This is a genomic window from Desulfobaccales bacterium (assembly GCA_041648175.1).
GTDB lineage: Bacteria > Desulfobacterota > Desulfobaccia > Desulfobaccales > 0-14-0-80-60-11 > 0-14-0-80-60-11.
In genome coordinates this window covers 46780-71905 of sequence record JBAZPO010000013.1, presented here as the reverse complement: position 1 = coordinate 71905, position 25126 = coordinate 46780, and the positions used below count along the sequence as shown (strand labels likewise).

Here is a 25126-nt window from a genome sequence, read left to right as displayed (position 1 = left end):
CAAAGAGCGGACAACAAGACAGCAAACGCATAAAATGGCAGAACTTAGACAGAAAATTCGGCAAAATTCCGGCCACCGGTTTTGGGTTTAAGCTCCCGTATTCAGGGTATACCTGTTGACAACGCCTGATAAATTGGTAAAAAAGAAAGGATTATAGTTTTTTCCTTGCCGAACTTAGGTGCTTCCAACTATCCGCAGGTTAGGTGGCAAATACCTGCTCTCTCAGAGGTGAACTGTTTTCTTGGGAGCCGTGTGAGAGAGAATTGGAGGCATTGACTCGAAAAGGAATCGGCAATATTAGTTCTTTCTCAGCCGAATAATAAAATAATTTCTTTGTTGAAACTTGATACTACCACCATCTGCTCAAGACAGCGACAAGTATACAAATTTGGGGTGATCTTTTCAGATCTTTGAGGATATTAACATGCCCGCTAATGGAAAGAAAAAGATTCTGTTAATCATCCCTATTTATGAGCGCGCCTCTGAACTCACCAGTCTTCTCTCCAGTATAAACCGACTAAGATTGGACAACCTTGAGCTAACCGTGATTGTTATCGACGATGGCAGCCCTAACCCAATTTCGTCCGCAGTGCAGATTGAATTAAAAAATGCCACACTCTCCTGGTATCGTCATGAGGTTCCTTCTGGTCCCGGCTATTGTCGCAACCTTGGGGGACAGATTACTGAGAGCGATTATCTCTGGTTCTTGGACAGCGACACCGAAGTCATTAAACCCAATGCCCTCGTGCACATGGTCGAAGTGCTGGAAGCCGATGACCAACTTGCCGGGGTGGGTGGGGTCATGGAGGAGTGCGGGGGTGTGCTGAAAATTCAGGAGTTGAAAATTTTACCGAATTTCAACTTTCTGTACCGATCATTCCTACCTGATGCCTATGGGCCAACTTATGTCGACGGTATCGGTACTTGCAACCTTCTCATAAAGCGCCATGCCTTCCAAGGCGCCGGTGGCTTTATGGAGCAACTGAAGCGGGACGAAGACAACGACCTCTGCCTCACCTTGGGCGGTATGGGGTACAAATTTTACCAGGACGCGGAAACCATTGTCTGGCATAAATGCAGCCAGGCTGGCCGGCAAAACGGCACCTTTGCGCACTTTCGAGACCCAAAGCTCTATTTGGACGACCTTTTGCAGACCCGCATCATCCTTGTTGCCAAACACGCACCATGGCGTCTGTCAATTCTGGCTTTACTTGACTTATTATTTGCGCCCATGATTCTCTACCGGATGAAAACCGGGTGGTATGGATCGAAGCGCCCAATAATGGCGGTTCCCGATAAGAACCGGCTGACGATAGTCAGCTTCCTTTTGGTCAAAAGTATTAAGTACTACATGCTGGGCTTCAACTTTTTCTTTCGTAGCCTCCTCGGGTTACGAAAAGCTCCAGACCATATTATTATGCCGTGAAAAACCCGTTTTTTTCAAATGCTTCACTCGCTGAACGGCTATACCCGGTTATCCTCAGGTTTCCGAAGGTTCTGAAGGAGAGCTTGGCCCGCGGCATCGCCCAATATGTGCGTCATAGGCTAATAAACCGGGGCCTTCCCGAACGTTTGACCATCTTTGTAACCGACCGCTGCAATCTGCGCTGTTCCCACTGCTTTATCTCAACCACCAAACAACGAAAAAACTGGGAGATGGGAATCCCCGAATACCGCCTTTTTTTCGAAAAGTCCCGGGGGGTATTCTCCCAAGCATTGCTCACCGGCGGCGAGCCGACTTTGCGGGACGACCTGGATGAAATTTTGCTTCTGGCCTCCCACGCTGGAGCAATCCCCGCCATAACTATCTTTACCAACGGGATTCTCGGCGGCCGTCTTATAAAAGCGGTAAGCCGGGCGCTCACTGCGACCCCCCTGCGGCTTCATTTCCAACTCTCCATTGATGGCCCTGCCTCGTTTCATGACGCCAACCGGGGAGTTGCGGGGGCTCTGGACAAAACCTTAGAAACGATTAAGTCTCTCAAAGATCTGAAAAAGGCGTGGGTCGGACGAATTGGTCGGGTGACGCTCTGCACCGCTATCTCCAGAACGAACTTAGCCGATCTGCCTTCTATAATAAATAAAGTTCGGTCCTTGGGGGCTTTACACGCGTTTACCTTCGTGCGCTCCAGCGAAACAGGAGTTTTCAACCTGAAAAAGAATCACCTTGCCTCGAACTTTGCACCGGTCGGGTTCAGAGATTTCCTCACGGTGGAGGAAATGGACCGGGCCTTGCTCATATTGCATCAGCATCTCTGGTGTCATAAGCCCAATAGCCTCTTTTATATGAACAACCGGAGGATACTCGAAAATATTGTCAAGAGCCTAAAGAAAATGAAACCGCAGGCCGCGTGCTTCTCGGGTGTGGCCGATCTTATCCTTTTGCCTAACGGAGACGTAGCCCGCTGTGAAATGCTTAAAAGTTTTGCTAACCTAAAGGATTACCATTGGGACCTGAAAAGCTTAATTTTATCAGAGGCCTATCAAAGACACCTGAAAGAAACAAAGGGGTGTTGGTGCATCCATGACTGTGCCATCGGGCTTGGTATGATTTATGACGCAAATCACCTCCTCCGCCTTTTTGATCATATTTAATCAGTACTGCCCCGGGGTCCTTAGCTCCACCGCAAAGAGGTGTCTGGGTTCTGAGGCTGTGGTGTGCCCAAAATTCAGGGAAACATTAGTTTTCAGCGAAATTTATGGTACCATGGCGCCGATGAGAGGAATCGGCTTAAGGAATGGCGCCATTAAGAGATTCTCACCGCAGCCAAGAAGTCCCCAAAACCATTTTTCGACACCGTGGCCCAGGCGGCGGCATAATCTCAGTTAACTATGGTGGATGCTACCCAACCCGTTGTTATTCCTCCTTCTGTAGAGCGAGAGCACATGTTCCTGCTCTTCCTCCTTCTTGCCCTGTTTTATCATTTTAACTATCTTCTCGGACCCTATGCTCTGGTACGCATTCATGACACCTTTGACACTGACTTTCTGCATTACGTGACCCAGGGCAAGCTTCTGCTTAAATACGGTTTTTTTGGGTGGTATCCCGATTTGGCTGGCGGTATGCCCTCCTTTGCCAGCTTGCACCCACCCTATTATCTCCTTTCCCTGGTTTCAGCCTTTTTGCCGCTTTGGCTCACCTACGAGATCCTTTGCGTGGGTTTTATGGCGCTTGCCGGTTACGGCATGTTCAGGATGTTGCAGGTGTTGTTCCAAATGGACCGGCGGATAGCTTTTTTTGGCGGCATCTTATTTGCTTTAGGGAATGCTGGTGACATAACAACCGTCATTAACGAGGTGTTCAATTATTTATTTCCAATATTTTTTGTCTGGTCGATAGAACTATGCCAGTACCGTCTTAATATTTTTCATAAGAGCTTGCGAATTTTTGGTCTTTTGTTAATTTCAATTTTATCATATTCTGTACTCACCTTACCATTCTTTCCAATACTGCATTTGGCGCTGATAGTAGCTTATGGGCAGCCTCGGGAAAACCTCAAGCGATTAGTCCTGCAAACCATACTGATATGGACCGGCTATGTTCTGCTCTTTGTTCCCTACATATATGCCCTCTATGACTATATTCCCTTTGCTCACAGAACGTACAACTGCGCATACCACGGCTTTTTTAATTCTCTCCGCGATTTTGCCTATATTTTCGCGACCCAATTACTTGTGCTCCCCGCAGCACCCTTGTTTATTTGCGGACTTCCATTACTGCGCTCTTCTCGCAATTTTCGACGTGCTGCTGTTCTGGTGGTCATTTATATGGGAATTGTTACATTCTCTTACTCTCCCTTTAAGTGTCTTCTCGCGGATACTTTTTTGATAAAAATGGATCTAACGAATTTTAGGCAACCTCTTAATATTCTTCTGAGCATCTCGGCGGCGCTGTTTCTTGCAGAAACTCTTTCCTTAAGGCTGGACCGCTTATCCATCCTGGCCTGTGTCATTGCCTTTGCTGCATTGTTCCTCCCCATCCCATACTCCAACCCATTCATCGGAATGAGCGTTTTGGTTATGGGTTTGAGCTTACGTGCAATAATCCGGATAGGTAATTCCCCTGAGATCTCAGCTTGGCAAGATTCTTTACCTGCACGGCTCTTGTTTATGGGCTTTGTCATTGCCTTGGCTGCCATGGGCATGGCGTCGAAGCAATCCGATTTTTGGGCTTGCCAGCCCTATGCCAGACTTTATAATAATCACCCCGAACTCAACCTTTCCCCTCAAGAGGGTTCCGCCGCGGTTTTTCGCGTTGGCACCGTGGATGTTCATCCCGGGGTGGCGCAGGCTTACGGGCTTGAAACCATCAACGCGAGGGGCGTGCTCTTCAACAAATATTACAAGCAATTTATTAAGGCGATAATTCTCCCGCAACTACAAGACCCTGAGGACGAAAAATTCTTTGACTCGTATTGGGTTGACCTCTACCTCGCCACGCAGAGTTCCAGTGTGCACCCCCCTGATCAAAGACCAGTCACCAGCTGGAACATACCACTGCTTCTTATGATGAACGTCAAATATCTTATTGCGAGACAACCAATCGTTGGTATTGAACCATTTACCGATTTGAATCAAAAAATCGATGGCGTAGGGCTTCCGTTTAAATTCCTCAAAAATACCAAGGCGAATAATTTATTCAAAATGCCCTTATACTTGTACCGCTTCAAGGAGCCATTTGCTCGTGGTTACCTGGTGAAAACGCCGGTAATACTCAGTGACCGCCAAGCGGTCATGAAGCAGCTTATTAACCAAAGTACCGCTGAACTGCGCGAAAAAGTCTTTTTTTCCGCCGAGGATCTTACCCAGCGACCTTGGCCGGAGAGTCCCCCGACAGCGACTGGCATCGCCGATGAAAATCCGGACCTTATTGAATACTCGCCAGACCGTTTAGTCTTTAAAGGAAATTTGAAATCACCGGCTTTTTTGGTTATTACCAACAACTATGATCCCCACTGGTTTGCCTGGGTGAATGGCCAACCTTCGACCGTATATCGTGCCAATCTTGCCTTCCAGTCAGTTATTATCAATCAAACAGGCCCTTTCATCGCGGTGTTGGAATACCATCATCCCATTATCTGGTGGTTACACCTGGTATCCCTCCTGGGAATTGCTCTTTTTATAGCAAGCGCTTGGTATATAAATAGTGCAGGAATTTCCCCTAAAACCATGCCTCCGGCTGGCCCCTATCAAAAAAATCCCCTGGAAAACATATCCATCCAAAAACGAGCGCAGAAACGATATCGGCGGCTAGGGCTATTGGGGGGAGTAGGTGCGTCACTCTTATATGCGGCCTACCTCATTTATGTTGTCCTGGCAGCGCGTCGCTTGCCCAATTCGGCGCTCCTTGCAAGTTTGGGAAGAAATATCTATCAACTGATGGTGTTACCGATAGTCGGCATCTTGCTGAGCATCTGGATAATTATCTATGAGAGACATTGGCACCTTGCCTCAACAACTTCTCACCTGGGAGATTCACCTCTACCTAACGATCTCTCGGGGAGAGAAAGCCCGTCTCCTCCCCCGGGAGGGAAAAAACATCCTTAGTGTAGAAGGATGTTGATTAACCGAGCTATGCGAGGGAAATTTACCTTGGCAGCGGCATAGACTCGGTCCCTCAAGGGTGATAAACGACAATGAAGACTCTGTATGCCAAAGAAAGGAGACGTCGCTGTGGTTAGAGGCGGAGAAGCCCGCAACCCGATAGACGATTCTCCGGCTGATGTTGAGATTCTTGTCGTTCAAGTGAGGCATTCTTTATGAGTGACCAAATGCACTTCGGTGCGCCAGCCATCGTGTTTGACCTGGGTGGAACTCATCTGAGAGGAGCCACTGCCCCAGCCGGTGGCGGGCTGATCAACATTGAGAAACGAAAAGTTCGCAATTTTTTGGATGGTAGCTCTGTAACCGAGGTTTGGGACAGTATCATTGATCATATTGTGTCGTATGTATCTGCCTTCGGAGGCAGCCTTCCTCCCCAAGCGCCTGTAATGCTTGCAGTGCCTGGTCCGGTTCGAGGGCGGAGGATATTATTGGACGCTCCGACGCTGGTGGGCCACAAAGGTGCCATTCCTGACCTCAAAACCATCCTGGAGGACCGCACTAAGCGCCCGGTGTTCATTCTAAATGACGTATCGGCAGCGACATGGTATTTCAGCGAGAAGGTGCCGGACGATCGATTTCTGGTCATCACCGTAAGCAGTGGTATCGGCAGCAAGGTGTTTGATCGCAACCACCCATTAGGGGTGATGGATGATGTTGAATACTGCGGAGAAATTGGTCATGCGGTTGCTGGTGACTTTCCAGAGCGAATCCGTTGTGACTGCGGTGGCTGGAACCATGTTGGCGCGATCTCATCCGGTAGGGGTATCTTGCGTTTAGCCAAGTTATGTGCCCGGCGCGATCAGCAGAAATTTAATAACTCCGCGCTTGGGCGGTCGGTGAACGGGAACCCTGAGTATCTCACGAATGAGGATCATATCGCCCCAGCCGTAATGCAGGGAGATGAATGGACCTTACGCGTCTTAGAATATGCCACTCGACCGCTCGCCCAAACCATATTAACTATCTGGCTTGCCATAGGACTGACCCGTATCATCTTGATTGGCGGCTTCGCACTTGCCGTGGGGTCCCATTACACTCGAATCTTGGAGAATGAATTGCAGAAGTTATCCGATTACAAATTACTCCAGGAGGGTGTCGGCGGGATGGTGACCTTGGGGCAACCCGATGAAGAGGCCTGCCTGATTGGAGCTGCCGTATACGCTCAGAAGGAGAGTCGTGGCGCCTGAGTGGGTTGGCTCCGGTTTTCTGGGACACCGAATTGGGCAATAATTCAGTGACCCAGGAGGACCGAAAGCTGGCCAGAGAGCAGGAGGCGCTTGGCTCAGCCGGGCAAACGGAGTCCGAAGATCGTCCTGGAACGCCGATTGCCTGGGCTGGCATGTCTGCAAACAGGGCGCCCACTTAGCCGCCCTGGAGCCCATTTCCCAGGGCCTGATGTCCACCTACGGTGTGGTAGCGGCATACACCGGCCTGTGGGCCTGGACCTGCGAATAGACCACGAATGGCAGGGTGTTCCAGAAGCTTCAGGAGGGGAGAGCGGCGGTCGGGCTCTTTGTGGACTCCGACAATCGAGAGTGGCTGACGGAAAAGAACGGCTTCCTCAGCCCCTGACAGGCCAAAGCCCAGTGGCTCGACCAAGCCTCACGCAGCCAGGGCGGCTTAAAAAACCCGGTGTCCAGGAAACCGGATGTGGCAAAATATAGCGGACCGTTTCCGGCGCCAACTTGCTGGGCGCACTTGAAGAGCGATTCTCAAGCGCTCTCCGAGCTGACAGACGCTGGCTGGTCCTGTGGGAGCATGGGGACTCAGAGAGATAAGACGGCTCTTTGCTATATTGAGGCGGCCTGAACGATCAAGAAAAATAAACTGGAAGAGATTCATGAAAAATTTATCATTACTATTGATTTCACTTATATTAAGCCTGATTATTCTTGAGTTTTCCTTGTCAAAATTATTGCCGCGATTTAATCCATCCTCTCAATTCGCCTTTTATTACAACCCAGATGGCGTGGCTTTGGGGCCCAAGAGCTTCAGAGGACACCAAGCCGACAATTCCGGTGATTTTCATGTGACTATATCTATAAATAAGTATGGTTTCCGGGATATTAAGGATTTTTCAACTTCAACGTATCACGATATCTTTGTTGTGGGTGATTCGTTTTCCTTCGGCGATGGTGTAGAGGAAAATGAACGATTCTCTAATTTAATAGAATCAAAATTAAGAATACCAGTTTTTAATATTAGTATCCCTGGCAACTTTAATGATTATGAAAAATATCTTAAATATGCCCAGGCAAACGAGGCAAAGATAAAGAATATTATTATTGGCGTTTGTGTTGAAAATGACCTTTGGGATTACTCCAGCAATAATGAAAAACAGAACCCCTATAAGATTTCCGAAAAAAGGGCATCAATATTAGTTGATATTAAAGAATATTTAACTAAGCATAGCACGACGTATTTTACAATTGCATGGATTGTGAAACACAATGTTTATCTCAGAAATTTATTTATAAAATTAGGATTAATATATGACATTCCAGAAGTTCTTAATAAGTCATATTTTAACGAATCAATATTAAATAGTTCTGCATTAAAATTAAAACAAATCTCCAATGGATTTAAAACAATTGTTTTAATCATTCCTTCTCGAAGTTTATGGTTGGGAGATAATAAGGAGATTGAAAGCGCCGTCCATAATGAATTTGTCCGTTTGGTGAGAAATCAGGGGCTTGACGTTATCGATATGCGACCAATCCTTGAAGCCAGTGGGAACCCGTTACAATATCATTTTCCCAATAATGGCCATTGGAACATTCAAGGGCATGCGTTGGCTGCTGAGGCAATAACGGTGCGTATCAAGCAAACCGGGTTGGGGCGGCATAATCCTTGAGATCAGCAGGCTCTATTTGCGATGAATGTGGGTCGGGGATTTCGCTTGCGGAACATGCGCAACACTCGTCACTACCTCCTCCTCCCCTATGATGAATGTCTACTTCATCCTTGTTTAGGTGTTATGGTTCTTGTATGTATGATTTACTCGCCTGTAGAGGATAGGGCAACGCTGGGGAGCGACCCGAGCGTCGGCACAGGCGGCCATACGGAGGGGCAGGGCTTTTTCGCTCTGCCCTTTTTGCTTCTGCTCCTCAGGTGGCCCCCAAAGCGAAAAACCCTTTGCCCGATAGAGTATCACCACCGAAGAAACTCATTCATACCATCTCTTTCCCTATGAAAAACAGGCAGATGATGGCCTTGACAATTATCTCAAGTCAACCACTTTTTTATTACAGACAGAGGGCAGGGGGCAATCATTTCAAATAAAAGAGATTAAACTTTCCTCCCCACGCATAGAAGCGAAAGACCAAAGGGCAAGGATACGAACTTCAACAAATGGCCCTCACCGGAAAATAATCCTGCCAGCATTCGGTTGATAACCGGTGGGTACACTTTTAGATCGTCAGCGTCCGCCATTCCGAGAAATCTCTGCATCATCCGCACCCCAGAAATAACGGGAAACATGATGCAATTAATGTAGCTTACCCTTATAATATTGTAACCCGCATTAATCAATATGGTACGCAGTCTTTCTATAGTGTAGCGGCGCTTATGATGATGTAAATCGTCGTGTCGGCTCCAGAGTGCAGGGAAGGCCGGGACCGTGATTAAAATATAACCCCCCAATTTTAGCCTCTGGTAGAGCCTCTCCAGGGCTACCTGGTCCTCACCCACATGTTCCAGAACATCCGTCATTACAATAAGGTCGAACAGTTGCCCGGCAAGTGGAATTTCATCCGGCAAACTTCCTGGCAGAATTGTTCCAATTTCTCGCTTACGAGCGTATTCTCTTGCAGTATCATCGAGTTCCACTCCATAAACGTTACCAAATTTTGCTAATAAAGGTAAATTGCCTCCCGTTCCGCATCCCATTTCCAATATTTCTGCGTTCTTAGACAATAATAATTCGTTTAAAATTTGTTCAACAATAAACCTTCTGCCAATAAACCACCAGTGGATATTTTCGATGGCCGCAGTCTTATGATAGACATCTCTTTCCATAATCAAATTTCTTCATCTTTATTGAAACCATAACTTTGGCTCACAATATAGAGAGGCCTTTTTTTGGCTTCAGAATAAACACGACCAAGATATTCGCCAAGGATCCCTAAACTGATCAACTGTAATCCTCCAAGAAAAAGCACCGCTACCATGATGGAGGCATAACCTGGAACGTCATGTCCAAATATTGTCGTCCTAACGACTAAGAACATTGCATAAAGAAATGAGAGTAGCGAGATTATTATCCCCAAATAACTCCACATCTTAAGTGGTGAGGTGCTGAACAACGTTATACCATCCAGCGCAAAATTCCAGAGTTTCCAAAAATTCCACTTGGTCTTTCCAAAATGACGCTGCTGGCGGTCATAAGTTATGCCTATCTGCTTGAATCCTACCCAGGCAAACAGACCCTTCATAAAGCGCGTCCGTTCCGGTATCTGATTAAGGACCTCCACGACCCGCCGGTCCATCAAGCGAAAGTCTCCAGTGTTCTTGGGGATGGGAGTTTCGCTGAAAAGATTTATAAATCTGTAGAATAAGTTTGCCATCAGGCGTTTCATAAGGGGTTCCCCATAGCGTTTTCGCCTCACGGCATAGACCACGTCATATCCTTCACGCCATTTGGCCAAAAGGTCCTTTATGAGTTCCGGCGGGTCCTGAAGATCACAGTCTATGGGGATTACCGCGGTGCCGCGGGAATAATGTAAACCCGCGGTAAGCGCCGTATCTTTGCCGAAATTGCGAGAAAGATTGACTACTTTGATGCGGGAGTCCTTTTTGCGGTACTGGAGCAACTTCTCCAGAGTGTTATCGGTGCTGCCGTCGTTGACACAAATTATTTCATACCGGCACTGGAGTTGATCCAGGATGGGCTCTAACCGTTCCAAGAGATAATCCAGATTTCCTTCTTCGTTTAACATGGGCACCACTATGGATACCTCAATCTCCAGTTCCTCCGGGAAACTTGACCTTTTCTCCGGCATCATCAGTCCTCCTCTGAGCAGGCGCTACACGAACTGGGCATTAATCTCCCGCGCTCTGCCTGTAAATGGCGAACTCGTCTATCTCGGTCAGAAAGACATACGTGACCAGTAAGTTACACAATATGGCCTGCCTCCATGGATTACACCAGAACTTGAGACTGCCGCAAAAATGCCGAGTGCAAACAGTTTCACGGCCTATGTTATGCCATTTGACCAAGATAATCTGGTCCGTTTTTTGGCAACATTTTACGATGTATTCGCAACAGGCTCAATTTAAGTTAGAGTTGGGACCAAGTCAAGCCAGAGATACTGGCTGATGATGGCTAATCTTGCAGTGATACCGAAGGAAAATGACCACTCGACAACCTAAAGGAAGGTCAAATCCAAACCTTATTAAAGAATGATGTCTCAGAAATTAAAGACCATTACATTTTCGGCATATCGGAACGTTATAAATTCCAGACAGAACATCCAGTCGGACTTTTCTATAATTGGAATTGGTCCATATCTCATTTATGCTCTTTTCCCGAACATTACCTAAATTTGTGGAGGATAGGTAATCATTACAACAAAGAATGGCCTTCCCCGTATAATCAATCCACATGGTAGAGACTATCATATAACAATGTGGCTGATAAATCGGTTTTATCGTGTCAACTAGGCCGCCTCTGTTGTTCAATATCGCAGGATTTGCGTAGTTATGGTATCTCACAATTTCTATATCTGGACATAGTTTTGCATCAGAATCCATGAATGTATTTTTCCATTTGTCATCATGCTGTGATATCCTAAATCGGGTAACGCCCGCTTTTTTGAGTTCCTTATAAGTCTTTTCATTAACTAAATCCCCATTACTGTATATAAGGATTTCAGATTTGGGAAGTTTTTGTCTTGCATATTTAATCAATTGTGGCAGTCTTTCATCTATTAAAGGTTCATTAAATAGTCCCGGAGAGATTGACCCTGTATAGTTCATTTGGGCCAGATCATCTATGATTTTATTCCACAATTCAATCGACATCAAATGATTGCCGCGGGAATAATTGAAATTGGGACAGTATGGGCATTTACGGTTGCATGCTGTGGAATTTTCTATACCTATTACAGTAAGCTTATCGTAATATTTGTGTTTGGCCAACCACTTGAAATATCTTAGTGTTTCCATTATGTCTTTATACTGCATGCGATAGACCTTCCTGTTATCAAATGAGAAGATTGTTGACAAGATTTTGCGGCAACTTTAGCCACCACAGTCAAAAAATGGTTTTGGGGGCCTCTCTCCCCGAGTCTAACCCCGACAAGTTTTCTCTATTTGTAGCCAAATCGTATTATGAGAAGTAAGATAGCACAATCTTACGTTAGAAGAAATCGAGAATTGCCTTCAGGGTCGACTGAAAAGCACACCCATCGAGATCTATCCAGGGTTCTTTTATTATCTTAATGTGCAAGATCTAAATCGTTCATTTTGGGTTAATCCATCCCCATCCAAGCGTCGATTCCGGACAAGGCAGTCCCGCACTTTTCTTTCTTTTTAAAATCAGCACACGTTCGGTATCCACGTTAATTTCATGGGAAGCCTTCACATTGACCAGTTCATTCTCTATACGTTTCACCATCTCGGCCGGTAGAGCAATTTGAGTGCTGCTGCTATAGGTTTGCCCCCTTTTAATTGCCGCTTCTATACCCTCAGAAGCTTCTATTTTCGTATCAAAAAAAGTCTGATCCGCATCTTTTTGGATGACCAGATAATCCGCGGAATCGAAATAATCCGGGAACCGCCACACATTATTGCGTGAAGTCATAAACGCATCTAATCCTTGATTTGTCCAATACGAAATTCCCGCTTCTTTCGGCAAGGCGGCAATATGGCTCAGAGTGCTTTTATTTGTTTCCATTCTGGCAATGCTTTTTGCATCAGCATGAGAGTGAAGGCGCTTTAGCAGCCTATAGGTGTCTCTGGGCAGGAAAAGCGTCATGCAGATAATCACGGCCGCGGCTATCCGCACCACCGCTACCGGGCGGAATTCGAGCCTTGACGCGATCAGCAGAAGCGCTAAAAAAGTACAGGCCATTATGGGCATGTAATGTTGCCCGCCGGAGAATGTCACCACTATGAACCAGTGACTTGCCGGTGCAATGAAAATCAGGCCGAAAACCTTTTTCCATTCGATTTCTCTTCTGAAGTTCGAAAATAGCGCCATTACGGTCAGCGCCAGGACAAGGCCGATAGCAAACGGCCCATAAACCTTATAGCCCGACAGCGGCAGCTTGCCGCTAAGCAGCATATGAAGCTTGGCCAGAGGATCGGAAATGTGTTGCAGGGTCAGACCATACCTGGCCGCGGGATGGATGACAAAGACCACAAAAGCCAGATAGGCCGCGGCGCCCAACCCCATCCACAACGCCATTTTACGCAATCGTTTTTCAAAAATGAACAGATAGGCGCTGAAAGAAAACGTAAACATTATCAGGTCTTCGGATACCCCGCACAAAAGTACTCCGGTAATCGCCAGAAGCAGCCGGTTGTCCCGCAGGAAGAAGTAGTAAGCCGCCAGGATAAGCGGCCCGCTAAACAGCGCAAATAACCCTTTATAGGTAATGACCCCCATACTCGGCAGGACGGAGAAGAACGCAACGCAGACAAGCATATAGGACAAAAACCTGTCTTTACTTGAACACATGCGCCGCATGATTAACCAGCCGATTCCCAAGAATCCGGCCACGTTAAACAGAATGGTAATCAGGTAAAGACCGTTTACGGTGGGCATGAACTTGTAAGGCCACAAAAAGAGATAAGGCGTGAAATTCACATGGATGCTGAAGGAATGCGCATAGGGAAACGGGTTGTGCAGGATACCGTCGCCGGCTTGGCGGTAACTCGAGGTCTGCAATGGCCTTCCATGGGTGAAGTTATAAGCCAGCTGATTATAATACGAAATATCTCCCCACGAGTCGTCGCTCAGGGTAGAGTTAACCCCATAGAAAAAAGCGGCGATATATACCGTAAGCAAAAGCAGCGCCAGCACTGCCACGGCAATAATCCAGCGCCCCGGGTTTGTGGTCCATCGGAAAATATTCGGCGGAAATTGCATCTAACGTTATCTCCCAGGAAAGATCGGCGTTTGCAAGTAACACCTCCATCTTCTCAACCAAATCATGGACGTGTTCTTTCGCCCTCTATCGAAGAATGTCCGTCGAGATCTCTTTTTCGTCTTTGGTTTAAATTTTGTTCTTGGCCATAAATCGTATATATTCCAAACCTGTCTTAAAAAGGTATTGTATTTCTTTTGCACTTCTGATCTTGCTCAGGCTTTTGATCAAATACCCGGGACTAAAATAATATTGGTTGATAAATTTTCGCTGCAGCCTCACCAGTTCGAGCGCCGAAAAGTTTGCGGTATGCCAACCCGGCGTTGCCCCTATCACCTGAAAATCGCTCCAGTTTTTAGTATTGATATATCCTCTTTCTTCCATCAATCGATATACTTCCGTACCTGGATATGGAACGATCACGGAAACCGCGATTATGTCAGGGCTTAACTCTTTGATCAATCTCCAGGTAGCCTGCACGTCATCATAAGTTTCATCCGGATGGCTGCCTATCATAAAAGTACATTCAACGATACCGATATTAGCTCTTTTAGCCAGCGCCACTGTGCGCTTGACCTGCTCTACGGTAATATTTTTTTTGATCAGCTTCAATATTCTGTCACTGCCGGATTCGACGCCGAAAGAGATCTTTTTGCAGCCGGATGCCGCCATCTCTTGAAGCATCTCTTCGTTGACTGTATCTACCCGGCTGTCACAGCTCCAGGAGCTTAAACCCAACCTTCTGAATCCATCCAAGATACTGCTTACTCTCTTTTTATTTAACGTAAAAGTATCATCCTGGATGATAATATGATTATACTTATAACGTGAGATGCATTCTTCGATCTCGCCCAGGACATTATCTACCGTCCTGAACCTTACGCAATTCCCATAGGATATGTTCACCGCGCAGAAAATACATTTACCCGGACACCCCCGGGAAGTAAAAATCTCCGTTACATTATGATTTGCCGGCGATATGCCCCTCGTGGGATGACGATTACCAGGCGTACTTCTGGCCAGCAAATGCCTGGCCGGATAATCTAACTCATCCAAGTTTTTGATCAATTCCCGCTTTTCGGTACAAACAGCCGTGCCGCCTTCACGAAAAGCCAGACCATTCACATTCTTCAAGTCATTCCCGCTGGATATGGCGCGGCACAGTTCTGCGATAGTCGCCTCCCCTTCGCCGATGACCACTATATCAAAATGAGGGAACTCCGTTAAAGTATCGATAGGCAATGCAGAAGAGTGGGGCCCGCCGACTATTGTCATTATTCCCGAAAAATGTTTTTTGATGATTTCGGCCAAATAATGCCCCTGGATGATACTAAACGTCTTGCAATGGACCCCTATCGCAAACGGGTTACTCTCTCTGATCCGATTAAGAAAATCATTTTCAACGAACTCACCGATGCTGTAATCCCAAATTTCAGCAGAAAAGCCGGCCTTGATCACCGCGGCCGCCAGATAAGCCAGATTAATAGGTTGTTGATAAGATACAAATTTCAACGTTAAGGAATCAGCTGGCGGAATTATAAAGACGATCTTTTTATTATCCATGTTTAATCCGAGATTATGCGGCAACCCCACGCAGTCCAAAGATGGTGTTGGGGGCCTCTTCCCGTATATGAAGCTGTAAGGCCCTCTTATTTATAACAAATCTAATACTCCAACATAATTTGTGGATCAGTTTTGGGGGGGCAGGTTATCTATCTCTCGCATCAGGAGGAAACCATCGTCGAGGTGATCTTGGCATCCCGGAAATCTATCATGATGGCCCGGTTAAAATCCGGCCGGATCACCTCTTTTCGGCTTTCACCACTATTGAGCATCTTGGACCCCCAATTTAACGATTATTATTCATTATATCAGATAGTTATACATATTACAGGCAATTATTGCGGCATAATCCAGGGTTACAGCCAGCTTTGCAGCCCAATTGTCTCGTAGGGAGCCTGATAGCTTTGATTTTTATGATAACACAAATCCCCATGAAAATGTATTTCCGCCTTAAACTTGGGCTTACCACCCACTCAGCGGAGGGTCTTTCAGGCTGATGAAAAACTAGTTTTTTGTCATCCTGAGCGGAAACCGAAGGATTTCAACTATCAGGAAATACGAGATTCTTCGCTACGCTCAGAATGACATACCAGGGAAAATTGAGGTTTTGAAATGGCTTGTAGGCCGACACCACCCGGGATTGGTGGGACAGGAAAAAGGCTGCTGAAACATATGCGCCCCTGCGAAGAAGCCCCAGGAGCGGCGATAAGGGCGGCCCCCTTGTCTTACCTCCCTGGGGGATCGTTTTTAAGCTGGCCAGGGAGCAGACTACGGTTCCCTTCAAGCATCCCCTCAGGGGGGGGGCCCTTTTTGAGAGACAACATGTACTGGGCGCCCAGAGGGAAGAACCCTAGGTGGAACTCCAGCCTGCGGAAGAAGCTGAGGAACTTAGGAAAAAAGACAATGTAGCGCCTGCAGTCGACCTCCAAGTCACAGCTCCCGGCCAGTCGGATAAATTGAAGAGCGGAAAGCAGCTCGGCGTCAGCGTCAAAGGGGCAGGCCTTCACCACCCAACGGGTTAGAGGATTTAGAGGATTGTGCTCGAAAATAACCATCCTCCCGGTGGGCTTCAAGGAATCTCGTAGTTGGAGAATGACTCTTTTCCGGTCTTTAGGCTTGATGTGGTGGAAAACGTTGGCGGCAACAATCAGGTCGAACTGATGCTCGGTAAAGCTGTCCCCAAAGGTGAGGTTCTCAAGTGCCCCGCATCTAGCCCTGGCCAATTCCAGGGATCGGGAGGAGACATCGTAGCCATAGACCGCGGCGTGGCGGAAGGTTTGCGCCATGAGGGCTGCGAGCTTGCCAGTGCCGCAGCCAAAGTCGAGGATCGTGTCGGAATATTCTATTCCGGCTATCCACCTTTGGAGGCAAGAGAGTTTGTAAGCATGAAAGTAGTCGTGTTTTTCTCCGAAGAAGGCGATCCCCGAGTTAACCATCTCCTCATACTCATACGCGTAGCTATCAAATTCAACCCGTTCCACCTTCAAGCCCCTAGGTTGTTTCATTCACACCTCATCTTGCCGCCGGGCAAAGCCCTCCTAAAACCCCCGCATGCGATTGTCGGCGTGCCTCACCTCTGCTGGTCCTGGGACATCACCCCAGGAAACTCGCGGCTACCGCAGGATTGCTGCCTCGCGGATCAGCTGAATGCCGCCCCTAAACGTGATGACCAAAATTATCGAAGCAATCCGGTAAACCGTGATGGAGGACAAAAACCAAGTTCACTCCGCTGACGTCTCCACGAAATACCGCGGCCGGCCTTTGGTTTCGTTATAAATCTTGCCGATATATTCCCCGATAATACCGAGCGACAAAAGTTGCACCCCCCCCAGAAAATAAATTGGCAGCACTGTGGAAGCCCAACCCGGCACGACCTTGCCTCTCACTAGCGCATAATAGAGTATAAAACCGCCCATTAATAGGCTGAAGGAAAAAACCGCGAGCCCGGCAGCCGAAACGATCCGCAGAGGAACAACGCTAAACGAGGTAATACCCTCAAGCGCAAAAGCCATCATCTTTTTGAATGGGTATTTGGATTTTCCGGCAAAACGTTCCTTTCTATCATATGGAACAGTAGCTATGGTGAATCCAATCATCGGGAATATCCCACGTAAAAACATATTCACTTCCTTATAACTGAGGAAACAATTTAATACAGTTCGATCAATGAGACGATAATCAGCGTGATTATATATAATGCCAACTCCAATGAAAGAGATTAATCTATAAAAAAAGTAGGCTGTAGACTTCTTTAACCAAGTGTCTTTCTTTCTTTCCCGCCTGACAAAATAAACTATATTGGCTCCAGAATAATATTTTTCCAGACCGACCTCGATAACATTGATATCATCCTGAAGATCCGCATCTATGGATACCATACAATCGCATTTATCACGCACGTGCTCCATGCCCGCCACCAGGGCATTCTGATGGCCAAAGTTCCTGGAAAGTTTTAGTCCTCTAATCTTCCCCCCCACCCGATGGGCCTCCGAAATGACCCCCCAGGTCCGGTCGCGACTTCCGTCATCCACAAAGAGCAAGAAACTCTTTTCGGAAATTTTTTCCGCAACCACAAGTTCCTGCATCAGCCGCGATAACCTATTGATCGTCTCGGGTAAGACCTCTTCCTCGTTGTAACAGGGAACCACAATCGCCAGCACTGGTTTGTTATTCATTTCCTCTCCTAAGATTAACCGGTTTTCCGATTGCTGAAAGCTCATCATGGGAACCCGAAAGTCGTCAATCATCCTTGCAACTGGAGCTATGTTGAACTGATTTCTTCGTATAATTAAGACTATTTTTCAAGGGACTTTCGCAGAAGTCTCAATTGGACTTATTACTTTTATCATGGCAAGCTTGCTCAGTGGCAAAGCTATGCGAAAATTCCAAAAGAGGCTTTGTCTGATTTTCAAAATAAAAAACCCATACAACATATATGTATGGGAGAGTCAACCGGATAGCCCCATTAACTTAAATCCCTCCCCAATATTCCCGCCATATCTGGTAATAATAGGCGGCCCCCCAACGCCAGATCCGCAGCTTTCGCTCTCCACCGATTCTCGGGGGCTCGTCGCCGGGAATTTCGGTAATCCTGAGCCGCTTTTTCGCGGCCCGGGCGGAAAGCAGCGGCTCCCAGCTTATTTTGCAAAAAAAAAGTTTCTCCGGGGTGGTATACCATTTGTCCCGGTCCAGCTCCAGATCGTAAATAACCTGCTTCTTATAGGCCCTAAAAATCACCATAACATCGGTGATGTTCCCCCCATACAGCCATTGGACGGTCTTGGTGAATAGCCAGTTGCCGAAGCCGGTGATAAAGTCGTCATCCTCGCTCTTGGCGTCACCGAGATACCGGGAGGCTATGACCATGTCGTAGCCATCCCGCATCTTCTCTATTAATTGGGGGATCAATTCCGGGATGGAGTTGCCATCCGGGCTAAAGGTGATGATCACATCACCCTCTACATAGGGAAACGCCTCGAAGTAGGCAAACCTGAACCCTTTTTGCTTTTGCACATAGACGCGATAGCCTTGTTCTCTGGCCCATTCTATGGAGCCATCCGTGGAGCCGCCGTCCACCACGATGATTTGATCCACCCAATCCTTTTTGATCCGAGGCATAATGGCCTGCATGCCTTCGATTTCGTTTAAGGACATGACCAACAGCGTTACTTTCATGAAAGCAGATCCTTGCGCGTAGATTTAGTTGAGCCTCAACGGGGTAAGGTGCTCTTGCCAAACAGCCGCCGGGACAGCAGCATGATAACCACCAGAACTACCAGGGCCAGGGAAACCACCATAACCAGGCGCACCAGCCTGGTGGCCTCCCCCTCCAGCATGAACCCGCCTACCGAGTGGCCGATAATGGAAAAGACCATAGCGACGGGGGTCATAAAAACCAGCGACGACCAAGCATAACATGGAAAAGTAATGGAAGTCAGGGCCAAGACAAAATTTAATGGCCCGGAAGGAAACACCGGATTGATCCTGGTAAAAGCCACCAAACGCCAGCCTTTGGTGGCCAACTCTTTTTGCAGCCACTGGGCCATGGCATTATCGAAGCGCCTGGCCAGGGGCTGCCCCACCGCCGTGCGAGCCATGAGAAAGGCCGTCATGGCCCCTAAGCCGCAGCCGGCAACGGAAAAGACCGTTCCCCAGAGAGGTCCCCAGAGAAATCCAGCTCCTAAATTGAACGGCAAAGTGGGGATGAGAGCCACCACCGAGACCAGATACACGGTTACGAAGATGACCGGGCCCCATACCGGATAGTCATGGACGAATTGAAAGACTGTCTCTGGAGTCAGATACCCATGTTTGCGCAGATACCAGAGCACCAACAGAGAGGCCGAAAAAAGGAGGATAATGACAACCCTTTTGGGCCCGATGTAGCGGCGCAGTCCCTGCTTTTGCCGGAACCATCTCTGTTCGCGTGAAAATTCTTTGGTCAACTAATTCCCTGCATCGTCTAGCGTGTATATTAAAAGGAAGCCCCAATAGTCAACCCAAAAAGGCCCGTCGTCAAACTCCAACTCCTTCCAAGCAGGTAGGTGGGGTTCATATAGAAAAGCCAGCTATCTATATCGGCGTGGAATCAGAAGGAAGCGTATTTCCTCGGCAACTGCTTGGCTGACATCTCCTTGAGGTGGTTTGCTGTTTCCCTTCCGAATTTCCGACAGATCATCTCCAAATATCGGGGACTGCGGTAATAAACATCAAAGGCGTAATCCCTGAAGGCCAATACCTGACCGCCGGACAGGTATTTCGTTGGCAGGGGCAAGGACTCGTAAGCGTACTGCGAATAGCCCTGCCAGGTTTCCGGCAGGGGCCAGTTATCCGCCACCGCCAGGTCGTAGAGCCGGGAGCCGGGATATGCCATGGCCGAGTAGATGTTGGCCCACTCGGCGTTGATGTCCAGCATGAGTTTCAGGGTTGCATGCATGGAGTCTAAATCGTCTTCGGGTAGACCGAAAATAAAATTAGCGCAGATATGGATGCCCTGATCATAGGTCATCTTAACCACCTGTTCAACTGCCCCGGCCTGATAGCCCTTGACCGCGTCCTTAAGGACGCGGTCGGATCCCGATTCGAAGCCATAGGCCACCCAGTTGATGCCAGCCTCCTTCATCTTGGCCAGCATCCGCTCAGTGACGGTATTCACCCGGGCATAGGCCCATAGGTTCAAATCGTAGCGCCGCTCAATGATCAGGTCGCAGAGCTCTACCACTCGGGCTTCCTGCAGTGCAAACATTTCGTCGATGATCTTGATATTCTTCATCCCATATCGGTTCACCAAAAAGTCGATCTCTTCGATGACGCTTTGAGGGCTCCGGTAGCGGATGCCGGCGTTGCCGAAAAAGGCGTTAATGCAGCAGAAGCTGCAATGAAAAGGACACCCCAGACTCGTGTAGATGGCTACATAAGGCTGGCGCTGGTCCAGGTGCGTGAAGCAATGCCAGTTGTGGGCCCGGTATTCATGCAAGGGCAGGAGATCCCAGGCTGGCATGGGCAGTGCCGTCAGGTTGGAGTAGAGAGTGGCCCTGGGGTTAGAGACCACTTGGCCGTCTTGCTTATACCAGAGCCCGGGAATTTTAAAATCCGCTCCCCTTGCCTTAAGGATGTCTAAAAGTCCCGGCAGAGTGAAAAACCCCTCCCCCTGGCAGACAAAATCTACCTGCTCCTCCCGCATGGTGCGCTCGGGCAAGGCCGAAGGGTGCAGCCCCATGAGAAGGGTGTGGGTCTGAGGGCTGATGGCGCTCAGATGCTCTAAAATCGCCCCGGCCCCGGTCATGTTGCTGGTGGAGGCGGATGGATTGGTACCGGAAACTACGATGGCCGCCAGCCAGGGGTTGGCGTCTTTGATCTTGGCAGCGGTCTGTTCATAGGTAAGACGTTCCACTTCGGCGTCCAACAAGATCACGCCATACCCTAACTGCCTCAGATAGGCTGCCAAAAGCGCCGCCCACAACGGCGGCTCCAAGGCTGTCAGCTCTAAAGTGCTGAGTTCTCCGTAAAGCTGTTTCTGACTCCCTGGTTTGACCAGGACGATATCCGTGTCGGGCATTAATGACTTTCTTTATTTTTGATATTTTGTCCCACTACTGTTGGCCTGCCCCCATGGATTATACCAGAACTTAAGTTGGGACCAAGTTTTTTCTGGCAGTGTCTCTCCATCTGTTTTTCATTTCACCGTTTGCCAGCAAGCTTTAAACAAAGCATTTCCTGAAAAGTCCTTGAGTATAATTTCTAAAGTGGCTCGAAAATAAATAATATAAAAACAAAGCTCCCGCAGAAGCTAATCCGCCGGTGGCAATTACAATAAAAAGGTCAAGCGCATTCTTTTCGGCGGGCATAAACTGATTTAGGTATGCCAGTGATAGAATTAAAAAACTCAAGGGGATTGCCACTGGTCCAAGAATCTTTCGCACGAAATCGCCTGCTGATATATCCAGAAACTTTAGCGTAATAAATAAATAGAACAAACTACTTATTGACATGGCAATGAGCTTGAACAAGGCAAAAGATGTTAATCCTATATAAGGAATCGTTAAAAATATTCCGATCCAGTAAACAATAGGTGGTATGACGCTTGTTAAGTATAGTATTTTTATCTTTTCCTGGGCAATGATGAGAAAACTAGCTGGATAGGTAAAAAATCCATATATAAAGCCCAATATCAGCAATTGCGCAATGATAACTGACTTTTCATAATAGTTGCCAACCCACGAATGCACCAAAGGTTCCATTAATAAAGCTAAACTTACAATAGGGAAGACAACGAAAGGTAACGTCAAAGGAAGAATGTTCCTGTATAAATCACGCAAGCCATCCATGTCATGCAATCCGATAAAATGATTGAAACGAGCTAAAAAGGGGGCATAAAGAACCCCCAAAAGATTTCTTAGAAAAGAAAGGATTGTAAAGCCAACTGCATATATTGCGACACTTTCGCCCCCCATTAATTTTGCAATAGCAAATGCATCAAGCTCATAATAAAATATAAACATAATTGTACTGAACAAAGAACCAAAAGCAAGGGTTCTTGTTTTATTGAACATAGGTTTTGAAAATCTAATTGATTTGAAAAAAACGATAAAATTATATTTGTATTTAATTTTTGCAATTAATAAGCAGGAAAAGAGCGCTAATAAATATACCAGTTGGCAAAATAAGAAATAGCCCACAATATCATATTGTTGGTTTTTAAAAAAGTAAAATATGGATAATATTTTCAGTATATTAGCCGCAATCATGATCCGCTGGAGTATAAATTGTTCCAATCTAATTCCATAGACAATCTCTAATATCCTTTGAAAGATGATTGCTGGTGAAAATAGAGCAAGGATGAATAATAAATTAGAGGTAATATTAATCTCTGTGGCGCTATTTATATTTTTAATTAATATACTTGGATTTAGCGCAACATAAGAAACGGTCAACGCAAATATAATTACAAATAAAAAAAGGACAAACCCGATAAAACCAACAATGTTTATTTCTTCCTCCAGATTTTTCTGCGCAAAGCATTCACTGGCATATTTATAACCGGCCCCGGCAAAGCCTATATCTGCATAGGTCAAAAATATGTTTGCCGAGATGCAGACCACGTAAATTCCATATATCGAAGGATTATCAGCCAGGCGGGGTATGACGATAAACATGGAGAGAAGATTCAGTACAATTGCAATACCTTGCCAGAAGTATATTTTCAGGTAATTGAAAGTATATGATTTCTGCATTAGATCATTGTCTTTACAAAATATACTAATCGGAACATAAAATAAGTTGCCTTGCTAGATGCCCTGTTTTAAATCAGCCCCTACGTTCCCCATAGCCGATGCAATACAATTACTAGGGACGTATGAATTTATCATACGGTTGTGTCTGTGATTAGCGAGTTATAATCCCCTCTTTTGATATGCGTATAAATTCTTCTGCCCACTCGTTCACTGCATCCGATGATGTTCGGGCAAAGCGGTTGCAGAATATCCGACGGGCCTCCTGCCGCGCCGGATCGTTCCACCAAGCTACGACATTATCATAGACGACATTCACTCCATCGGTAGCGGCTTCCGGGGTGTCGTACAGTATCCCTGCAGCACGCAATCGATCATAATATGGTTGCGCTTCCGGCCTCATTTCGTTGATTGCAGGATCCCAGAATAAAATTGTAGGTTTGTCTGCTGAAAGTGCTTCCTGGAAAGTGGTTCCTATGTGATCACATACATAGAGGCGGCAATTCTCAAGACTTCGTATAAAAGGGGTATCCCAGGTCTCAACCCTTATTTCCGGGTATGAGGTCCGCCAGCGCTGGGCGATATCCCAACCGAAATCTTCCGCAAAAAACCGAACTCGAATTTTTGGAAGCAATCGCAAATTAAGCGATGCTAAAAAGCGTGATTGCCAGAGAAGGTAACGACTAAATCGGCATGGAGTATGGGGAATTTGTAACAGATATCGCGGGTCAGCTGTGGCCACGAAAAGAATCCCTGCTTTCTTGCTATCGGCGCCCAGTTGCTTTCTTCCCGCCAGCTTGGTCACGAACCAGGGGGTCACCTTGGCGCGATGATCAGAGCGCTCCCATCCCCCGGAAAAATATCGGTCAGTGATAGTAATTTCATGATCTTCTCCCGGGTGGTACGCCAAGACGCCATAGTTACCTCCGTGCTGTGCGCCGAGGAGCTGGGTTCCGGTTTCCGTTGAAACCGCCGCCCAGTGTTTAAAAGCTTCGTCGAAGTACCAGGCTCCGGAGCAAAATATTGCTTTGGGCATCGACGGATAGATGCGCTCCGCTTCATTCTGGAGTCCATCGAATCCCTCCATAAGACTCTGAGGGACATCTAACGGAAGCATTTGATTCAACAACCTTTCAAAGTCATTTTCTGCCGGCAAGACATTCTGCAGGCTCAATCTTGCAGTCGTGTTCGGTTTTAAATGGGGTATTTGCGTAAGGTCTTCAAATACCGGCCATATTCTGCCAAAGGTTTTTATGATTAGCTGTAATTCTACGCGTCGAGAAAAATATGAATCCCTAAAAATAATCGAATGGTTTGCCCTGCATCTCTTGCTTAATACAGCCAGTTTTGTGACCAAGAATTTTCTCAAACGGTTTTTCCCCCACGGCGAATTCCTTTCAGAGAGGGAAAATGGTGTGGCCACCACAGAAAATGTTTTTTGTGGAAAATCGTATCCTAATAGTTTTAGTATTCGACTATACAGTTGCAGATTATAGGGGTCTTTCTTGATCAATTGCACAAATTCCAGCGTATCGCACGGGGTTACCCACGCTTCCTCTCCCAACACGGTCGATGTAACAACAGGATAATCGTCTAACGCGGTGCGCAAGCACATGTATCTGTCATAGATAACCGGAAGGTAGAACAGCAGCCAGGGGCCGAGAATTATTCGCCAATAGCGTTTACTATGATTAACCTTGTGGGTGGAATTGAGGGCCTCTCCTAAAACCGGCAATAGTCGCTCGTATACATCAGCGACATAATGATAAGCCTTATGGAGTTGTTGTCTGTCATGCCATGGGTTGACCAGTACTTCTCCAATGAGCGGTTCCCAAAAAGATTTGCGATTGTAGCGTCTGCACCATTCTCCGAGAAACAAAAGCGGCTTTGACGTGTCCCAGAACTCTTCGAGGGCGGTTGTCGCCAGGAAATAGGTAGGCTGATTGTTCTCGGTCAATTTATTCATCAATGCCGAATTCGATGCACCGAAAATGACGGAAACTGTTACAAGTCATTGCAGAACCCATTAAGCCAAATAATTGTCATTCTGATCTCAGCTAAGAATCTTTTAAATTCAATTAGTTGTAGGCTGTTTATCCGAGTAATTATTTTTTCGGGCTAGATATTGCTGTCCACGGT

General features: G+C 46.9%; 17 protein-coding genes. 5 read left to right on the top strand and 12 right to left on the bottom strand.

The features are described from left to right. The first annotated feature begins 424 nt into the window (after positions 1 to 424). From WC600_12755 to WC600_12735, 5 genes are all read left to right on the top strand, one after another. Positions 425 to 1426: a glycosyltransferase family A protein gene (locus WC600_12755; GenBank protein MFA4903598.1), complete on the top strand. Its 1002-nt coding sequence runs from the start codon at positions 425 to 427 to the stop codon at positions 1424 to 1426. Continuing rightward, positions 1423 to 2595: a radical SAM protein gene (locus tag WC600_12750; protein MFA4903597.1), complete on the top strand. Its 1173-nt coding sequence runs from the start codon at positions 1423 to 1425 to the stop codon at positions 2593 to 2595. Before WC600_12755 ends, WC600_12750 begins: the two co-directional genes overlap by 4 nt. A 291-nt stretch (positions 2596 to 2886) precedes the next feature. After that, on the top strand, positions 2887 to 5547 hold the full coding sequence (locus tag WC600_12745; GenBank protein ID MFA4903596.1) for a hypothetical protein: 2661 nt from the start codon (positions 2887 to 2889) through the stop codon (positions 5545 to 5547). A 212-nt stretch (positions 5548 to 5759) separates the two neighbouring features. Then, on the top strand, positions 5760 to 6791 hold the full coding sequence (locus WC600_12740; protein ID MFA4903595.1) for an ROK family protein: 1032 nt from the start codon (positions 5760 to 5762) through the stop codon (positions 6789 to 6791). A 653-nt stretch (positions 6792 to 7444) separates the two neighbouring features. Next, a complete protein-coding gene (locus WC600_12735) occupies positions 7445 to 8458 on the top strand; it encodes a hypothetical protein (protein MFA4903594.1) in 1014 nt (337 codons plus the stop codon). Positions 8459 to 8892: 434 nt separating this feature from the next. Here the strand turns inward: WC600_12735 and WC600_12730 are convergent, their stop codons facing one another. The 12 genes from WC600_12730 to WC600_12675 all read right to left on the bottom strand — a co-directional run bounded on the left by WC600_12730 (position 8893) and on the right by WC600_12675 (position 24953). Continuing rightward, complete coding sequence (locus WC600_12730) at positions 8893 to 9621, bottom strand: methyltransferase domain-containing protein (protein ID MFA4903593.1); 729 nt, start codon at positions 9619 to 9621, stop codon at positions 8893 to 8895. 2 nt (positions 9622 to 9623) lie between these two features. Then, a complete protein-coding gene (locus WC600_12725) occupies positions 9624 to 10607 on the bottom strand; it encodes a glycosyltransferase family 2 protein (protein ID MFA4903592.1) in 984 nt (327 codons plus the stop codon). Between the two features lie 412 nt (positions 10608 to 11019). Then, positions 11020 to 11787, bottom strand: a complete 768-nt coding sequence (locus WC600_12720; GenBank protein ID MFA4903591.1) for a radical SAM/SPASM domain-containing protein — start codon at positions 11785 to 11787, stop codon at positions 11020 to 11022. 277 nt (positions 11788 to 12064) lie between these two features. Further along, positions 12065 to 13696 carry a DUF2079 domain-containing protein gene (locus WC600_12715; protein ID MFA4903590.1) on the bottom strand — a complete coding sequence of 544 codons (1632 nt, stop codon included), beginning with the start codon at positions 13694 to 13696 and terminating at the stop codon, positions 12065 to 12067. 127 nt (positions 13697 to 13823) lie between these two features. Then, the gene (locus tag WC600_12710; GenBank protein ID MFA4903589.1) at positions 13824 to 15257 is read right to left on the bottom strand and encodes a radical SAM protein; all 1434 of its coding nucleotides are present in this window, start codon (positions 15255 to 15257) and stop codon (positions 13824 to 13826) included. Positions 15258 to 15982: 725 nt separating this feature from the next. Beyond that, positions 15983 to 16762 carry a class I SAM-dependent methyltransferase gene (locus WC600_12705; protein ID MFA4903588.1) on the bottom strand — a complete coding sequence of 260 codons (780 nt, stop codon included), beginning with the start codon at positions 16760 to 16762 and terminating at the stop codon, positions 15983 to 15985. Positions 16763 to 16978: 216 nt separating this feature from the next. Continuing rightward, positions 16979 to 17932, bottom strand: coding sequence for a glycosyltransferase family 2 protein (locus tag WC600_12700; protein MFA4903587.1), 954 nt, complete (start codon positions 17930 to 17932; stop codon positions 16979 to 16981). A gap of 295 nt (positions 17933 to 18227) precedes the next feature. Beyond that, complete coding sequence (locus WC600_12695; GenBank protein MFA4903586.1) at positions 18228 to 18932, bottom strand: glycosyltransferase family 2 protein; 705 nt, start codon at positions 18930 to 18932, stop codon at positions 18228 to 18230. A gap of 35 nt (positions 18933 to 18967) precedes the next feature. Beyond that, complete coding sequence (locus tag WC600_12690; GenBank protein MFA4903585.1) at positions 18968 to 19702, bottom strand: VTT domain-containing protein; 735 nt, start codon at positions 19700 to 19702, stop codon at positions 18968 to 18970. A 143-nt stretch (positions 19703 to 19845) separates the two neighbouring features. Then, positions 19846 to 21315, bottom strand: a complete 1470-nt coding sequence (locus WC600_12685; protein MFA4903584.1) for a radical SAM protein — start codon at positions 21313 to 21315, stop codon at positions 19846 to 19848. A gap of 142 nt (positions 21316 to 21457) precedes the next feature. After that, positions 21458 to 22990: a lipopolysaccharide biosynthesis protein gene (locus tag WC600_12680; GenBank protein ID MFA4903583.1), complete on the bottom strand. Its 1533-nt coding sequence runs from the start codon at positions 22988 to 22990 to the stop codon at positions 21458 to 21460. 151 nt (positions 22991 to 23141) lie between these two features. Then, complete coding sequence (locus WC600_12675) at positions 23142 to 24953, bottom strand: LIC12162 family protein (protein ID MFA4903582.1); 1812 nt, start codon at positions 24951 to 24953, stop codon at positions 23142 to 23144. Positions 24954 to 25126: the final 173 nt, after the last annotated feature.

Bases quoted from the DNA above. Each gene is read 5' to 3' on its own strand.
- WC600_12755 (MFA4903598.1), top strand. From the start codon at position 425: ATGCCCGCTAATGGAAAGAAAAAGATTCTGTTAATCATCCCTATTTAT.
- WC600_12745 (MFA4903596.1), top strand. From the start codon at position 2,887: ATGTTCCTGCTCTTCCTCCTTCTTGCCCTGTTTTATCATTTTAACTAT.
- WC600_12740 (MFA4903595.1), top strand. From the start codon at position 5,760: ATGAGTGACCAAATGCACTTCGGTGCGCCAGCCATCGTGTTTGACCTG.
- WC600_12735 (MFA4903594.1), top strand. From the start codon at position 7,445: ATGAAAAATTTATCATTACTATTGATTTCACTTATATTAAGCCTGATT.
- WC600_12730 (MFA4903593.1), bottom strand. From the start codon at position 9,621: ATGGAAAGAGATGTCTATCATAAGACTGCGGCCATCGAAAATATCCAC.
- WC600_12725 (MFA4903592.1), bottom strand. From the start codon at position 10,607: ATGATGCCGGAGAAAAGGTCAAGTTTCCCGGAGGAACTGGAGATTGAG.
- WC600_12720 (MFA4903591.1), bottom strand. From the start codon at position 11,787: ATGCAGTATAAAGACATAATGGAAACACTAAGATATTTCAAGTGGTTG.
- WC600_12715 (MFA4903590.1), bottom strand. From the start codon at position 13,696: ATGCAATTTCCGCCGAATATTTTCCGATGGACCACAAACCCGGGGCGC.
- WC600_12710 (MFA4903589.1), bottom strand. From the start codon at position 15,257: ATGGATAATAAAAAGATCGTCTTTATAATTCCGCCAGCTGATTCCTTA.
- WC600_12705 (MFA4903588.1), bottom strand. From the start codon at position 16,762: ATGAAACAACCTAGGGGCTTGAAGGTGGAACGGGTTGAATTTGATAGC.
- WC600_12700 (MFA4903587.1), bottom strand. From the start codon at position 17,932: ATGAATAACAAACCAGTGCTGGCGATTGTGGTTCCCTGTTACAACGAG.
- WC600_12695 (MFA4903586.1), bottom strand. From the start codon at position 18,932: ATGAAAGTAACGCTGTTGGTCATGTCCTTAAACGAAATCGAAGGCATG.
- WC600_12685 (MFA4903584.1), bottom strand. From the start codon at position 21,315: ATGCCCGACACGGATATCGTCCTGGTCAAACCAGGGAGTCAGAAACAG.
- WC600_12680 (MFA4903583.1), bottom strand. From the start codon at position 22,990: ATGCAGAAATCATATACTTTCAATTACCTGAAAATATACTTCTGGCAA.
- WC600_12675 (MFA4903582.1), bottom strand. From the start codon at position 24,953: ATGAATAAATTGACCGAGAACAATCAGCCTACCTATTTCCTGGCGACA.